The sequence below is a fragment of the Paenibacillus sp. CMAA1364 genome (assembly GCF_054373195.1).
Genome location: NZ_JBITNB010000003.1, coordinates 217648 through 234324 on the forward strand (window position 1 = coordinate 217648; position 16677 = coordinate 234324).

General features: G+C 40.9%; 12 protein-coding genes. 9 read left to right on the forward strand and 3 right to left on the reverse strand.

Annotation, left to right across the window (positions count from 1 at the left end; all coding sequences use genetic code 11):
• Positions 1 to 60: 60 nt before the first annotated feature.
• Complete coding sequence (locus ACH8E3_RS04420; RefSeq protein ID WP_458631387.1) at positions 61 to 936, forward strand: radical SAM/SPASM domain-containing protein; 876 nt, start codon at positions 61 to 63, stop codon at positions 934 to 936.
• Between the two features lie 16 nt (positions 937 to 952).
• The gene (locus ACH8E3_RS04425; RefSeq protein ID WP_458631388.1) at positions 953 to 1408 is read left to right on the forward strand and encodes a Fur family transcriptional regulator; all 456 of its coding nucleotides are present in this window, start codon (positions 953 to 955) and stop codon (positions 1406 to 1408) included.
• Between the two features lie 78 nt (positions 1409 to 1486).
• On the opposite strand, the gene ACH8E3_RS04430 is transcribed toward ACH8E3_RS04425, so the two are convergent.
• A complete protein-coding gene (locus ACH8E3_RS04430) occupies positions 1487 to 2329 on the reverse strand; it encodes a 1,4-dihydroxy-6-naphthoate synthase (RefSeq protein ID WP_458631389.1) in 843 nt (280 codons plus the stop codon).
• Positions 2326 to 3027, reverse strand: a complete 702-nt coding sequence (locus tag ACH8E3_RS04435; protein ID WP_458631390.1) for a futalosine hydrolase — start codon at positions 3025 to 3027, stop codon at positions 2326 to 2328. Before ACH8E3_RS04435 ends, ACH8E3_RS04430 begins: the two co-directional genes overlap by 4 nt.
• Positions 3028 to 3235: 208 nt before the next feature.
• Here ACH8E3_RS04435 and ACH8E3_RS04440 point away from each other — a divergent pair, with 208 nt between their 5' ends.
• The 3 genes from ACH8E3_RS04440 to ACH8E3_RS04450 are packed head-to-tail and all read left to right on the forward strand — an operon-like array spanning position 3236 to position 6268.
• A complete protein-coding gene (locus ACH8E3_RS04440) occupies positions 3236 to 4390 on the forward strand; it encodes a type III polyketide synthase (protein WP_458631391.1) in 1155 nt (384 codons plus the stop codon).
• The gene (locus ACH8E3_RS04445) at positions 4383 to 5123 is read left to right on the forward strand and encodes a methyltransferase domain-containing protein (RefSeq protein WP_458631434.1); all 741 of its coding nucleotides are present in this window, start codon (positions 4383 to 4385) and stop codon (positions 5121 to 5123) included. The genes ACH8E3_RS04440 and ACH8E3_RS04445 overlap by 8 nt, the downstream gene beginning before the upstream one ends.
• Positions 5120 to 6268 (forward strand): NAD(P)/FAD-dependent oxidoreductase, encoded by a 1149-nt coding sequence (locus ACH8E3_RS04450; RefSeq protein ID WP_458631392.1) that lies wholly within the window; start codon positions 5120 to 5122, stop codon positions 6266 to 6268. Before ACH8E3_RS04445 ends, ACH8E3_RS04450 begins: the two co-directional genes overlap by 4 nt.
• 37 nt (positions 6269 to 6305) lie before the next feature.
• Here the strand turns inward: ACH8E3_RS04450 and ACH8E3_RS04455 are convergent, their stop codons facing one another.
• Positions 6306 to 7142, reverse strand: a complete 837-nt coding sequence (locus ACH8E3_RS04455) for an alpha/beta hydrolase family protein (protein WP_458631393.1) — start codon at positions 7140 to 7142, stop codon at positions 6306 to 6308.
• Between the two features lie 243 nt (positions 7143 to 7385).
• On the opposite strand from ACH8E3_RS04455, the gene ACH8E3_RS04460 reads away from it, so the two are divergent.
• The 4 genes from ACH8E3_RS04460 to ACH8E3_RS04475 all read left to right on the forward strand — a co-directional run bounded on the left by ACH8E3_RS04460 (position 7386) and on the right by ACH8E3_RS04475 (position 16572).
• On the forward strand, positions 7386 to 8216 hold the full coding sequence (locus ACH8E3_RS04460; RefSeq protein WP_458631435.1) for a L,D-transpeptidase family protein: 831 nt from the start codon (positions 7386 to 7388) through the stop codon (positions 8214 to 8216).
• A gap of 305 nt (positions 8217 to 8521) precedes the next feature.
• Positions 8522 to 9949 (forward strand): helix-turn-helix domain-containing protein, encoded by a 1428-nt coding sequence (locus ACH8E3_RS04465; protein ID WP_458631394.1) that lies wholly within the window; start codon positions 8522 to 8524, stop codon positions 9947 to 9949.
• Between the two features lie 426 nt (positions 9950 to 10375).
• A complete protein-coding gene (locus ACH8E3_RS04470; RefSeq protein ID WP_458631395.1) occupies positions 10376 to 11386 on the forward strand; it encodes an S-layer homology domain-containing protein in 1011 nt (336 codons plus the stop codon).
• A gap of 20 nt (positions 11387 to 11406) precedes the next feature.
• Positions 11407 to 16572: an endo-alpha-N-acetylgalactosaminidase family protein gene (locus ACH8E3_RS04475; RefSeq protein ID WP_458631396.1), complete on the forward strand. Its 5166-nt coding sequence runs from the start codon at positions 11407 to 11409 to the stop codon at positions 16570 to 16572.
• Positions 16573 to 16677 lie beyond the last annotated feature (105 nt).

Consider the following 16677-nt stretch of genomic DNA (forward strand, 5'->3'; position numbering starts at 1 on the left):
TACTTCTACGTTAGAATTTTTGATGAGTATGACTTACAGAATAGGATGGAGCACCGCAAAATGAAGAAATTTAAGAAGTTTTATATTGAGATTACTAGTGTATGTAATTTGGCATGCAGCTTTTGTCCACAGACGAAACGTCAGGCTAATTTTATTAAGATAGATGCATTTACCAAAATACTAGACGAGATCAAACCCCATACGGATTATATTTATTTCCATGTCAAAGGTGAACCGTTGCTACATCCCAAAATTGATCAGCTTCTGGATTTGAGTCATGAGCGAGGGTTCAAAGTTAATATTACGACGAACGGAACACTACTTCATAAAGCAAAGCATAAAATCATGATGAAACCAGCACTTCGTCAGCTGAATTTCTCATTACATAGCTTTGATGGTCACGAAGGATCGACGAATAAGGAGGAGTATGTATATTCCGTCCTTAATTTTGCCAAAGAAGCTGTGGAGAAATCAGATGTTCTCGTATCCCTAAGACTTTGGAATTTGACGGAAGATAATATGACTAATCTGGAACGTAACCGAAATCGTCAGATTCTGCAGTGGATTGAAACAGAATTCAATTTGGATTTCAAAATCGAAGAAAAGGTAGCACCGGGTAGTGGCGTAAAAATTGCTAAACAAATCTATCTGAATCAAGATCATGAGTTTAAATGGCCAGACTTGAAAGAAGAAGAAGACCTCGGACCAGGATTCTGTCATGGTCTACGTAACCAAGCAGGTATTCTTGTAGATGGTACGGTCATTCCTTGTTGTCTGGATGGAGAAGGTGTAATCAACCTGGGGAACATCAATCAGAAGCCATTCTCAGAGATTATAGAGGGCGAGAGAGCGAACAATCTGTATGATGGATTCTCACGTAGAGAAGTTGTCGAAGAATTATGTAGGAAATGTGGTTATCGGAAGAGATTCTCTTAAGAAAGGAACGAATGTCATGACCGTTCATGAAGATAGTAAGTCATCAAGGATCAAACAAATGATTGATGTGATGACGACAAGTGGCTGGCGGATCACAGAACAACGTAGGAAATTAGCTGAAATATTCACGGAATCCAATGGCTATCTATCACCTAAAGAAGTCTATGATCAGATGACAATTCCATATCCAAGTGTTAGCTTTGATACGGTGTATCGAAACTTACGTCTGTTGAGCGAAATGGGCGCGTTGGAACAATTCTATTCTATGGATGGCGGTTTGAAGTTCAAATCAAGTTGTTCATCCCATCATCACCATCATTTGATCTGTGTGAACTGTGAAAAGACGTTAACATTTGATTATTGCCCAATGGAGCAATCCATAACGTTACCGGGCTCCTTCAAAATTATGAATCATCGATTCGAAGTTTATGGGTTATGCGAGGAATGTCAGGAAGAACCTATCCAACCATGATACATAAAAATGCAGAGCATATATCCCATTCGGATATATGCTCTGCATTTTTATATTTACAGACAGAAGATAGAATTGCTACTCTTGCCATAGAAGAGAATCAAAATTAGTCTTGGGTATAACTCCTTCTTCATAAGCTCGGTTCAGTAAAGCCTTGATGGCAAGATATCCATTATCACCAAGATTAGCACTGAACTCATTTACATAAAGATCAATATGGGCTTGGGCGACTTGAGGTGATAGCTCTTGAGCGTGCTGAAGGACGTATGATTGCGATACATGAGGATAAGCCCAAGCATAGTTAACCGAATCACGTATGCATTGCGTAATTCGATTTAAATCCAATGTTTTGCGGGCAATAATTGCCCCTAATGGAATGGGGAGTTGTGTGTCTTCTTCCCACCAATTGCCTAAGTCAGTCATAAGCTGTAATCCATACTCAGGGTAGGTGAACCGTGCTTCGTGAATGACAAGTCCGGCGTCAATCAATCCATCGCGCACAGCAGGCATGATCTGGTCGAATGGCATGACGACAATATCACCAATGCCACCAGGTATGTTCTGCGCAGCCCACAATCGAAATAATAAATACGCTGTTGAAGTCTCACTAGGCACGGCAACACGCTTGCCAACCAGTGATGAAGGATCATTCGTATTGTGATCCTTTGTGAGTACTAGTGGTCCACAACCCCGACCAAGGGCGCCTCCACAAGGAAGTAATGCATACTCTTCCGATACCCATGGTAATGCACCATAAGATATTTTGAGAATATCAGGTCCGTCCGTTCCTTGCGCAAGATGGTTCGTAATATCGATATCGGCATACATTACATCCAATTGCGGTGCACCGGGTATTAATCCATGAACCCAAGCATGAAAGACAAATGTATCATTAGGGCAGGGTGAAAAGGCAATCTTCATCTAAACACCTCCATTAGAATTGAACTTGTGAGTTCAAGCGCGTCAAAGGCTTCTTTCATCTTCCATGAAGCTCGATCACGTGGACCGACAGCATTCGATATCGTTCGGATTTCAAGAACCGGGACGTTGTGAATCTGGGCCGCGATGGCTACACCATAACCTTCCATAGCTTCTGCGGTAGCCCCGGGTACACGCTTGTCTAGTACAACTGCACTATCAGAGGTACCTGTCACTGTTGAAACGGTAAGAATGGGTCCCGTGTAAACGTGAAGACCTACCCGTTGTAGTGCATCGGTTACTAGTCTGACAAGTGTAGGATCTACTTGTACACGAGAAGATCCAAATCCGAGTTCATCTATGCTACAGAATCCCTCGTCCGTCTCTGCGCCTAAATCTGCGGCTACAATCTCACTTGCTATAACAATAGACCCTAATGCTGCTTGTCCGACAAATCCGCCACCAATGCCTGCACTAATGACTAGACTATAATCACCTAACGTAAGTGCTGTTGCTGTATTAGCAGCTGCAATGGATGATCCAACGCCCGCTATGCGTACATCGAAATGTTCGTTCCCTTGAAGACCACGTAAGACCGCATCTCTTTCTGCACTTACAGCCGTCATGATGAGTATTCGTTTACTTGTATTATGAGGCTCATTAGTATTCTCACATGGTTGTTGACTATATAATGAATTCACATTATTCCCCTCGCTTGCTAATTATTTCATGATGAACACAGACAGATAGGTTAAGACTTCTCAATATATAAAGTTACCGTGAACGTCATGGGTTGTAAAGGAAAAGCTACTGTTCGGCATTGAACTATGCATATAAGGACTATATGAAGAATAGAATTTATGCATTACGTGATATGTTCACAAATCTTGGACAAGGGGTTGAAGATATATGATCCATACTGCACAACCTGATATTTCAATTATTGGAATAGGTACGGCTCTCCCTAATCATCGGATGGAGCAAGGAGAAGTATTAGATAAGCTAGAAGAAGCGTTACAGGATTCCCCCAATTCAGTGCGATGGGCTCGTAGGATATTTAAACAATGTGGTGTTGCCACAAGGTATACCTGTGAACCTAATCTTATCGGACAAGGTTCAACTAGTCGATACTTACCGACACAAGGACTTCACGATGTCCCAACGACAGCAGAGCGCATGGAAATATATCAAAGAGAATCTATTCCGCTAGCGCTTCAAGCAGCAAAGGAAGCTTTAACGGATGGAGAAGTGGATGCTTCTCAGATCACACATCTTATCACTGTTAGTTGTACGGGACAATTCCTTCCAGGATTGGATGTTGTACTCGTTAAGGAGATGGGGTTGTCCGCGAGAGTTCAGCGTATTCCATTAACATTTCAAGGATGCGCTGCAGGATTAAAGGCCATTCAATTAGCCAGAACGTTAGTTGCGGGACAACCCAATGCTCAGATATTAATCGTGTGTGTTGAATTATGTACACTTCATTTCCAGCCATCCAGCGATCGAGAGGCCTTATTTGGTGCTTCTTTCTTCGGTGATGGCGCTTCTGCATGCGTGATAGGAATTGCAGATCACAATAAAAAGGGTAAATTCCAATTGGGTGAAGGGCATTCCGTGCTGTTACCAGATTGTAGTGAGGAAATGATATGGGAAGTTGGTGATTATGGATTTGATCTATACTTATCTACACATATACCTAAATTACTAGGGCAATATTTAGGCAAGGAAATCGAATTGCTCTTAGAGGGGAAAGATTTGCCGGACTTATGGGCTATACATCCCGGGGGAAGGGGCATCGTGGATGTTGTACAACAGTTGTTCCAGTTAAGTGATGAGCAGGTTCAATATAGTCGGGACATACTTCATAACTACGGAAATCTATCGTCCGCAACCATTCTATTTGTTCTACAAGCAATGCGTGATGATCTTCAATCCCAACAAGTGGAATCTTCAAGTGGGGTAGCCTTAGCCTTCGGACCTGGACTCACAGCAGAACTTCTGAAATTCACCTATCTTCCTTCAACTATTCTACAATATAGTAAGACAGATCATGTTCATGCTTAATCATCTAAAGAAACGAGCCGTACAGTCTGAATTGATGGATGATTTCAGCGTTGGGGGAGATGACCTTCGTGAGGCACTCAGGGATTTAAGGGTATTGAATTTAATATTTGGCGCTTCGAATCCTACGATGTATGGTGTGAAGAAATTATGGAAGAGAGCGGGACGTCCTAAACAACTGTCTATACTTGATGTAGGAGCTGGTTCGGGTGATGTCAATAGACATCTCCTGAAGTGGGCAGATAAGAAAGGGATTGATATCACGATTCAATTGGCAGATGTGACGGAGGAAGCATGTGAAGAAGCCCGTCAATTCTTCCACGATGAGCCTCGAGTAGAAGTGCGATTGGCGGATGTGAACTCACTTCCCAAATCCTGCGTTGATATCGTGACGGGGTCGCAATTTATTCATCATTTTAGTGGAGAAGAACTACACCATGTCGTGAAATGTATGCATCAATCGTCTAAACTGGGTGTTGTAATTAATGATATTCATCGGCATTGGATTTCTTGGTTGGCTGTATGGGTGGTTAGTCGCTTAGTATCATCAAATCGTTATATACGCCATGATGCATCTTTGTCTGTCGCCAAAGGATTCCGTGGTGCGGATTGGAGAGCATTAAGAGAAGCGATAGGGATTCCTCAATTGGCCTACTCTTGGAGACCTTTGTTTCGCTATGCTGTCGTAATCCCGAAGCGATCATCGGCAAGAAATGAAGGGAGTGTGACAAGTTGAAGGAGACGATGGATGCGGTCGTTATAGGTGGAGGTATTGCTGGAAGTGCCCTTGCACAACAATTAGCACACATGGGGTGGAGCACACTCTTGTTAGATCGACAGACGTTCCCAAGACATAAGGCTTGTGGTGAATTCCTATCTCCAGAATCCATTGAGATGCTGAGTAAGCTAGGATTAAATATGGACATGGAGTCATTACAACCTCAATTGATATCAAAAGCTAAACTTATTTTTGATCATGGAGGTTCGGTTGACATGGCACTGCCAGGAACGGCGTGGGGAATAAGTCGCTTTACTCTTGATTCCATCCTTCATGAAGAGAGTATTCGTGCAGGAGCTATAGTTAGAACTGGGGTAAGGGTAATATCAATTAAGGAGAATGACACAGCATACGAGGTCGAATTGAAATGTCATGGTGAGGTTGAAGTCATTCATGCACGCACGGTATATGCCGCTTGGGGTTCTAATCGTCCATCTAATCTACTAAATGAACCCTACCCCGTGTATCCCGATAAGAATTCCTATGTCGGTATTAAATCGCATATATCGGGTATACCCTTTGAGCCCGTTACGGAATTATATTTCGTGAAGGGTGGCTATGTGGGACTATCCCCTGTAGAGCAGGGATATTATAACGTGGCTGCTCTTCTAGATAAGGAAGTAGTGAAAGGTGCTGGAACGACCATACCCGCCATACTTAATGAAGTATCTAAAGGAAATGCGCAATTAGTAGATAGATTGAAAGATTCGATTCCCATCGAAGGCACACAAGTATCCATTGCTCCAATACACTTATCTCATCGTCCACTTGCTTGGCATACCATTCCGCACTTGGGCGATGCGTCCATGGTCATTCCACCATTATGTGGAGATGGCATGTCCATTGGTTTGCGTTCATCTTTTATATGTTCTGCTGTTGCCAATCGTTATTTAAAAGGAGAAATATCACGTTCTCAATGGCAAGAACAATATACAGAAGCTATTCAACATGAATTCGCAGGTCTTATAAGACGAGGTAGAATTGCGCATAGGTTATGCTCGTTGCCAATCATTACAAGATGGTTCCCGAGAGTGATCAGAATTCATCCACCACTCGGGGAGTATTTAGTGAAAGCAACGCGGTTGAAAGCTAATCCATCTTAGTCATGATACAGGAATAATTCTACTCGCATGGTTGAGATCACTGAGCAATCCATTGAAACATACGTTCAATGGCTACTAAATGTGTATCAGGTGGAAGATGATGATCACAGCCTTCATAGGCATGAATCTGTGTGTGTACACCTTCTTCTTGAAGTTTATGGTACATATTGTATCCATGACTGAAATCGACTTGTGTGTCTTGGGTACCATGCATGATGAGAACTGGGCAATGAATTTGATCTGTTTTTAAGATAGGAGAGCGTAATTCATAGGATTCGGGGACTTTACTCGGGGATCCTCCAATAACTCTCTTCAACATTTTGCGAAGATCTATTCGTTCTTCATACGTCTTTGCAAGGTCAGACACACCACCCCAATGGATTAATTTATGTACTTGACGTATTTGAGTGGCGGTATGGGTAGCATTGATAGAACCGCGAGAGAAGCCCATGATTGAAATGCGGTTCTTATCAACGAATGACAGACTCTCCAGAAATCGATAGGCAGAATGAACATCTTCTTGATCGCTACCACCGAATTCGTCACGTCCTTCACCCCCTTCATTTCCTCGATAGGTAGGTGCAAAGATAATATGATCGTAATGTGAGAATTGTTCCAACCAATCGGTTCGTACACGACCAACCTTTCCGATGCCTCCACGGCAATAAATCAATACTGGCCATTGTTTCATTCGAAGATCTCGAAGTTCAGGGAATATGGAACTTGTTAGTCTGAGAACTGGAAGCTCCAATGAACCATAGGATTGGTCAACGAAATATTCTAATTGTGAGGTAGGGAGAGTGTAGCCATGTGGCAAGCTTAGGTAGCCCTTCACTTTCAATCCATCGGATACATATGTGATGTGATAGATCATATTGCTGCATTGCTCCTTTCATGTTGATCGCCACGTCAATTCAAAATATGGAAGTAGTATCCCCGCTGTCCTCGATATTATGACGATAACATACGACATGTTTTTATAAAAGTTGTATTCCATTCAATTTCTAGTCGTAGGACATTCATGGCATTAATATAGTGAATATAAAGGAGGTTTTGCACACTGCTTCATTCAATTCAACGTTATATGCTACTTACGGTTGTTTTTCTTTTGATTGGTATGCCTTTATTCACAGGGGAGGTGAATGCGAATCAGGTCACTACAGATTTGATTGTGGTGAACAAAAAGAACAATACATTGGCTTATTTTCAAGATGGTAAAAAGGTAAAGGAATTCGCAGTTGCCACGGGAAAGAGTCCATCTTTAACTCCGGAGGGTAAATTCAAGATTGCAAATAAGATTAAGAATAGACCGTATTACAAAGAGAAGATTGAAGGTGGTGCCCCTAATAATCCTTTAGGAGACCGATGGATTGGGCTTGATGTGAATGGGACGCAAGGAACAACGTATGCGATTCATGGAAATAGCAATAAGAATTCAATTGGGAAGTATGTGAGCGCTGGTTGTATTCGAATGTACAATGACGAGGTAACATGGCTGTTTAATCAAGTTGCAAAAGGATCATACGTCATCATCACTACATCTAAATTATCGTTTGAAGAGATTGCAAAAAAGAATGGATATCCAATAGGCGTTAAGGTGTTCAGTGGGAGAGTATTCATAAATGCAGAAGAGAGGACATTGAAGGATCCACTGGAACTTGTGAATTCTCGATTATATATTCCACTTCGAGAGTGCATGGAATTGTTAGGCGCGAGTGTACAGTGGGACAATGAAGCAAAGCTGGCAACAATCTCAATAGGAGGACGAACGCTAATCCATAAACCACTTACCAGCATTGCCACGGTTAATGGTAACGAAGTAACCATAATCCCTTCTCGATACCAAGGTTCAACCGTGATGCTTCCGCTTAGGAATACGTTGGAATTGATCGGAATTCAAGTGACCTGGCAGAGTGAGAATAACACCTTATACTTATCTAATAAATAACAATGAAAGCCACGACTCGTGGCTTTTTTTGGTTATGTCAGATTTTAATGTCTTTTGTTGGACATTCTCTAAATTTGAAGTATTTTTTGTAGCAAAATAAGAACCTTTGTCGGCTAAAAGGTATATGGATATCCCATGAGGAATTAGGTTAATAGCAAAATGAAATTAACATTATATACCATGTACATAATTGATAAAAACATCGCATAGATTTTCATGAAATGTTACTTACCATGCTTAAATCATTTAAGCTTATCATCATGTCATTACATTTGAACCATTAATAGTCTATTATGGGGGATAAAATGATGTTATACAACGTATTAAATGATGATGTAATGTCCGATAATCTAATGTCTCAAATCCATAATGGAGAACATAAATCCATATTCAAGAAAATGACTTTTAATCGAATGCTTAGTGCTAAATTAGGTGGTGGATATTTTGCCCCCTTATTAGAGAATTCAGTAGAAGTTATAAGTAATAGTCAGACATCTACAGTTGCATCAATACCTTTTGATCAGAATGAAGCTATTGTCTCTTCGATATTACATCAGTTATCCGTATCAGATACTACGAATCTCATGAACGATGATCATTTGGAGGATTTAAGACATGGATTTGCTATTGTGCGAGAACATTTAGGAGAGAAGAATCAAGAAGTAGCTTTAATTAGACTCTCGGATTCGATTCAATTTGAGCATATCCACCTTATGATTATTAAGACTATTAAAATGGTAACAAGCAAGGATCGAAATGGCATTATATGCTATGTTTGTCGTTCGGATGATCGACATTATGCTATGTTCTTTACCTTCCCTGAGCAGTGTAGTATTATGACCATCCGTAGGATGACAGATACAATCCTAACGGATGTGAAAATCAAGCTAAAGATGTTGTTAGATCTTCATATATCTATCGGAGTCAGTGATGTGACAGATGGCATTCAATTGTGGAATCGATTATTTCGTCAAGCTGAACGATTGGCAGTATTAAGCTACTATAATGGGTACGATCGCGTCTTCTATCCTGAAGTTGAAGGTTATTCGAATATTCACGAGATGGACTGGAAAGGGAAGTGGAAGCATGCTCGAATTGAGCTATTAGAGTCATTAAATGATTCTGATGCTTTGTTATGGAAAGAACAATACTATCAATGTTGTGAACTTCTTATTAGAAGATACCCTTCCTCTCCCAATATGGTGCGATTTGAATTTAGTAATGTCATCTGGGAAGTAAGTTCTTTAATCTATCAAAAAGGGCTATCGTGGGAAGGACTTCAAGAAGGAATACCGCATACGATCAGTCAGATTAATTCACTGGAGACCTGGGATGAGACAAATAAATGGGGTGAATTATTTCTGCAAAATTTACATGTACGTCTACACCCTGAATTAAAAAATACATCGAGTTGGTTAAGTCCTATTGTCGCTAAAACAAAAAGAATCTTGGAAAAACAATTCAACGAGAGTATTTATTTATCCAGCATTAGTGATGATTTAGGTGTGAGTGAAAGTTATTTAAGCAAACAATTCTCTAAAGAGATTGGTATCAATTTCATTAAATATTTAACCAATCTACGAATTGAAAAGGCAAAGGAACATTTAGGAAATGGGCTGAAGATCTATGAGGTCGCAGAACAAGTAGGATATGATAATCCAGAACATTTCAGTCGAGTATTTAAAAAAGCGACGGGTATTAGCCCTTTGGCTTATCGACAAGAAAGTAAATAAATAATATATTGTGCAACAAAGTGGAGGCGACATTCAAAGAATGCGCCTTTTTTGTTGTGATTCTATTTTGAACACATAAAAGATCATGTAAGAACCAAAAACGTCATTATGTTCATCTAGTGATCTATGTATGATGATCTTATCTCAGCAACCCGTGTGTGATGATTATTCGTAATGAGCAGTTGAAAGCAAAAAATATCAATACATATCATAATAAATCATTCGCATCGTTTTACGCAGTTTGTATGATATAAAAATACGTTACAAGATTCACTATCTAAATAAGGAGGGAATTGAAAGGTGTTATGGATATACACCATGAGAAATTCTAATGAAGTGGAAGCGTTATCATGCATGAGTTGCTGACTATTTTTACTAGTAAATAACAATAAAACGCAGCTATGAAATTAGAAGGGATGATACAAAATGAAAAGAAAAATGATGTTGACAACTTTAACATTTATGATGTGCACGATGATGTGGAGCGCTTCTGTCGGTGCTGAAAAGGCATCTGATTTCAAAATGGAAACGTCTGCTACGGAATCTGTGAATGGGGAATTCACAGTGACGTTAAAAGGTGAAAACATTAAAGATTTGTATGCCTATGAAGCGAAGTTTAACTTCGATCCCAATGTATTAGAAGTTGTAAAGGCAGAATCAAGTATTAAAGGGTTCTCCGTTTCTCCAATCACCAAAGGGAAAGAAATCACCATTGCTCACACCAAAATTGGAAATGTCAATGGTGAGACAGGGAAGTTGAGTATCACGAAGGTGACCTTTAAAGCTAAAAAGGCTGGTTCATCTGAAGTGAAATGGACGGATCTGAAAATTCTAGATCGCAATTTAAAAAGCCAAGAATTCAAGTTGACCAACGCGTCCAAGTTCACGAAATTATTCAAAGATATGGTGAAGCATTGGGCCAAAGATGATGTGATGGAGATGGTGACTCAAGGTGTTGTGCTTGGTGTAGATGCTGATACCTTTGCGCCTAACAAAAATGTCACCCGTGCGGAGTTTGCGACTTTGATCTCACGGGCTTTGAAGCTTGAAGATGGGGAGAAACAACCTTTTGCCGATGTTAAATCTGGCATTTGGTATGAAGATACAATAAAGAAGGCGTATGCTGCGGGTATTGTTACTGGCATTTCTATCAACTCATTTGAACCGAATAAGAGTATTACACGCGAGGAAATGACAACGATGCTTGCAAGAGCTAAGGCATATAAAGCAGGCGATCCGTCGGTTGAACTGCCAACGGTTTCATTAAGTCAATTCAAAGACGAAGGTAAGATTAGTGAATGGGCGAAGGGTTCTGTCGGCTTAGCCATCTCATCCAAATTGATGAAGGGAAGATCTGTTGGCATGTTTGAACCTAAGGCGAAATCAACAAGAGCAGAATCTGCGGTTGTTATTAAAAGACTATTATCTGGTTTATAAGATGGGAGAGATAGTAATTTATGAATAGGAAAAAGGCGTTTAGAATTCTCTTAACTACGTTGTTAGGATTGCAATTGTGTATGCCACCAGCTGCCATATTTGCTGCTGAGTCTGTACCTGCTTATGTAAATAATTACAATACAGGTGACATTAGTGGGTGGACTGTCGGTAGAGGAGTAGCTACATTCGCTGCTGAGAATGGAGCTGTCAGAGCAGCGACTACTGGAGCAGTTATCTTATCAGATCAAAAGTCACCTGCATTAGCTAATGGTGAGTATGAGGTGAAATTAACATTCAATGAAGCTCCAAGCCGATTTGGTCTAGTATATCGTTATGTGGATTCGAGTAACTACAATGTTATCCAGTACGATGCGGGTAGCTGGGGATGGGATTCATTAAGTAATGGAACAGAAACATACGGAAACATTACTTCTACCAATAGTCCAACCTTTGTAGCTGGGCAACAATATACCTTTAAGCTAAAATTTGAAAGTGATCATGTAGAAATGTCGATTGATGGTGTTAGCGTTCTATCTACGAGTCTAGCCAGTCTCCCTAAAGGTGCAGGCAAGATCGGTATCCGTAGCTGGTTCACCAACAAATCATTCCTAATCGACGATGTGAAGGTGAACGAAGTAGTCGTCAACAATGTCGTCCCTAGACCGATTACAATCACGGATACATTAACTTCTAGTGATTTAACAGCCACCATCGATAGAGAATTTCCTCGCGTCAAAAAATACACATGGAATAGTACAAATGCAGAAATGAACGGTCAAATCAACGGATTCAATGAATTGAAGATCAATGGTAAGTCGTATCATCCTGTTGCAACTGCTTATGTAAAAAAAGCTGCAACAGCAACGAAGGGAGAAACGGCTTCTTACACCCTTCAGATTCCAGAGATTAATGTAAATATGAACGTGGACATGGAACTCATAAATAATATGCTTAAATTCAACGTAGTAAGTCTAAGCGAAAATGGAACGGAAAAAGTAAAGACGATTGAATTCCCGAATCATGATTTGGTATCGGTCATAGCAACAGAGCCTAAAGCACAAGAGACAGCGGCCTGGGTCACAGGCGAATGGAATAGGGTCTTTGAAGAATATAAGGACCTCAAGGCAAGTGCAACAGATGTCACTGGAGGTCGTACTTATGCATTTGTTAATAACGATAAGCTAGCGGCAACAGTGATCACAAATGTCGTAAACGGAGATGACAAGGTCCGTGTGAAATTAGCAACGGATACAACATTAAATACGAAGAAGGCAGCAATTTCGGGTGGTGCATGGACGTATCGTGCCAACCTTGTGTTAGATCCAGAACCTTTACCATGGGCTAAGGTGATATTAACGCCTGATGCGAATAATGATACCCTCGTGGATTGGCAGGATGGTGCCATTGTATACCGTCAAGAAGCAGATGCGCCCGTTGGTAGTGAAATGATTCGCGATAATATTTCATATATCAGTATGAATATTGGCTCCACTACAACGTCGCCGTTCCTACGCGCGTTCGATAATGCGAAGAAAATATCAAATCTGACAGATGGATTTGGGCAGATCGTATTGTATAAAGGTTACCAAGCGGAAGGACATGATGATTCCCATCCCGATTACGGCGGCCACATTGGTATTCGTCAGGGTGGGGTTGAAGATTTCAACTTTGTTCTTAGCGAAGGTAAGAAGTACAACATTAAAGGTGGCGTTCACATTAATGCTACTGAGTATATGACAGATGCATTCGAGTATAAGAATGAGAATATGAACCAACCGTTAAGTAAAGGATGGGGCTGGCTAGACCAATCCTATTATGTTAACAAAACGAAGGATGTAGAGTCAGGGGAATTGAAACGTCGTCTTGACATGTTGAAGGATGATACGAAAGAAAATCTGTCTTTTGTATATGTCGATGTCTATGCAGGCGCTGATTATAATGCAAAGAAATTGGCAGAGTACATTAATGGAAACGGTTGGATGCTGGGCACAGAATTTGCAGGTCCTCTATTCGAGCAGTCAGCTTGGGTACATTGGGGGACAGATCCAGGTTATCCGAATGCCGGTAATGATAGTAAAATTATACGCTTCCTTCGTAATGACGTGTTAGATGGATTCTTAACTACCCCATTATTGAAAGGAAACAAACAAGTTGGTGTTGGATATTGGCAGAATAGTGATCCATTCTATAGCTATAAAACGACGACAGCAGCTTTCTTTAATCATAACTTACCGACAAAATATATGCAGAACTTCCCTATTATAAAAATGGAACCCAACAAGGTTACCTTTGAAGATCAGGTAGCAGTTGAGCGACAATCCGATGGTAAAATTCACTTGAGCAAAGATGGAAAAGACATTGCAATCATGACAGATAGCAGCAGCATTACTAACAGTACCGTCTTTATTCCTTGGGATCCCAAAACAGAGGATAAAATTTACCACTGGAATCCTGCAGGCGGGGCAACAACTTGGAGTCTACCAACTTCCTGGAGCAATTTAACAACGGTACAATTATATAAGCTAAATGATTTGGGCCGCGAGCATGTTGGAAGTGTGCCAGTGACCGCTGGGAAAGTCACGCTGACTGCGCAACAAGGAATTGGATATGTGTTGTACAAAAATACCGCTCCTGTTCAAGCAGAAATGGTATGGGGCGAAGGTAGTCCGGCTAAGGATAATGGCTTCGATAGTCAACAATTTAACAATTGGAGTAAATCATCAACAGGGGGAACAACGGATCATGTTCAATTCGTTAAGAACAGTAACGCTGATGATCAACTTCAAGTAAAAGGTCCAGCTGATGCAACCATCCAACAAGACATTACAGGGCTTGTAGCTGGCAAAACATATTCAGCTTCAGCATGGGTAAATATTGATGGAAAACGTAAAGTAGACATCAGTGTGAAACAGGGTGCTGAGGAAGTTAACAATTATCTTGATAATACGGAACATAAATATTTGTCCCAACAACACAAATATTATAATGCGGACTTCCAACGGGTCAAAGTATCATTCGATGCCAAAAGCGATAAAGCACTCCTTCAGTTGAAGGTAGATGCAGGTAACGCCAAAGTCATCTTTGATGATGTCCGGGTATGGGAGAATCCAACCAAAACGGAAACTGGAAATTCGGTCATGTTCGAAGATTTCGAGAATGTCGATGAAGGTTGGGGTCCATTCGTCTATGCGAAATCAGGCCCAGTACGTACACATTTAGTTGAAAAGGCACCGGCACCGATTGTTCAGTTTCAAAATTACGTATTAGATGACAAATGGTCACTGAAAACCAACGAAGAAGGTACGGGTGAATGGCTTAGAACATTGCCACATACCCTTCGGTTGAAGGAAGATAACCTCTATCATCTGACGATGAATTATAAATCGGATGAACTAGATATGTACACAGTGGCAATACGTGTCAAAGAAAATGGTGTTGTTCGGGATTTGGCTTCACAGAAGTTAAAAGAAGGGGTTAACACTTTAGATATAGCCTTTGCAACAGAAGGCGCTAAAGACGCTTATCTTGCGATTATCAAGAATAAAGTGAATAACGAAAAGGAATTAACAGGAACACTCGTAGTGGATAACATTCGTGTTAACGACGAAGGTCCAATCATTCCTGTTGAAGGTACCCTTGTTCAAAGTGTAACACTATCACAACAAAATATAGAAATGAATTTGGGTCAATCTGTGCAGATCAATGCACAAGTGAGTCCAGCCAATGCCTTTAACAGAAAGCTAACCTGGAGTTCTAGCCATCCAGAAATCGTATCTGTCGATCAAGCAGGTACATTAAATGCTACAGGAGCAGGAGCTGCAACCATCACAGTCACAACTACGGATGGAAGTAATATTAGCGCGACTGTGTCTGTCAATGTATTCTTAGCCAATCAAATCGTTCCGCAGGGACAAATGACGGCATCGGCAACGAGTTCCCAAGCAGGTGACGCAGCTTCAAATGCCCTTGATGGTAATACTACTACGCTGTGGCATACGAGTTGGGCTACGCCGCATTTGCCGGAATCCATTACATTGAATCTTGGTGCAAGCCGTAAGGTGAATCAATTGAATTACACGCCAAGAGCAGGTGCATTGAACGGTACCATTACCAAATATAACTTGTATTCAAGTACAAATGGTGTTGATTTCACGCTGGTGACTACGGGTACATGGGCGCAGAATGACCAAGTGAAGAAACTTCGCTTCCCTTCCGTGACAGCGACGCATCTTAAATTGGAAGCTACAGCGGGTGTAGGTAATTATGCATCAGCGGCGGAGATTAATGTGTATGAGGAAGTGTCTACTCCACAGGTTATTGCAGTTACTGGTGTTCAAGTAGATACGACACAGATCACGCTTCAAGAAGGTGCAACAGCCGAGCTTACGGCGAGGCTTCAACCTGCTAATGCAACCAATAAGAATGTCACATGGGCCAGCAGCAATAATACAATTGCTACAGTTGAAGTTCAGAACGGACGTGCGATAGTTACGGGTATAAGCGTGGGTTCAGCCGACATCACAGTTACAACTATCGATGGGAACTTCACAGCTACAAGTCAAGTAACCGTTGAAAAGGCTAGCGTTATAGCATCTGGAACGAAGCTTACCGCTCCAGCTACTGTATTAACCAATGCAGATTTCGCAGTCAAGCTTGGTCTAGTCAATCTTACGCGGAATATATATGCGCAAGACTTTACGGTGAATTATGACTCTAATGTCATGGATTTCATTGAGGCCAAATCACTTAATACTGGCGTGACTCTCTTTGAGCCTCAGATTTTATCACCTAATGCACTTCGTTTCATCCTAGCAAGTCAAGGAGAAGCGAATGGTATGACGGGTAATTCAGATGTACTTGAGATGTCATTTAGAACAAAAGACTTACCAACGAATTCAAGTGGTACGATTTCGATCACGAAGGCTGATATCGCTGATGATGTTGGTGAATTCAGTGTTATGCCATCATCAACAACGGTCAATATTGAGATTCCCGATCAAGGTATCATAGGTGATATTACAGGAGATGGCAAAGTAAGTATTGGTGATTTGGCTATCATCGCAGCGAACTATGGTAAAACAGCATCGAGTTCGGATTGGTTGTTAGTGAAGAAAGCAGATGTGAATAAAGATGGAACAATTGGTCTAGAGGATCTTGTTATCGTTGCTAAGAAGATTGTTGAGTAAATCAAGTTGAAGTAAAAGAAGTTTGTAAGTCTAGGTACATGATGTGATCAATTAGCATTGTGTGCCTATTCTTACTTTATTTTAATAACGGAGAGGTGATCAGAG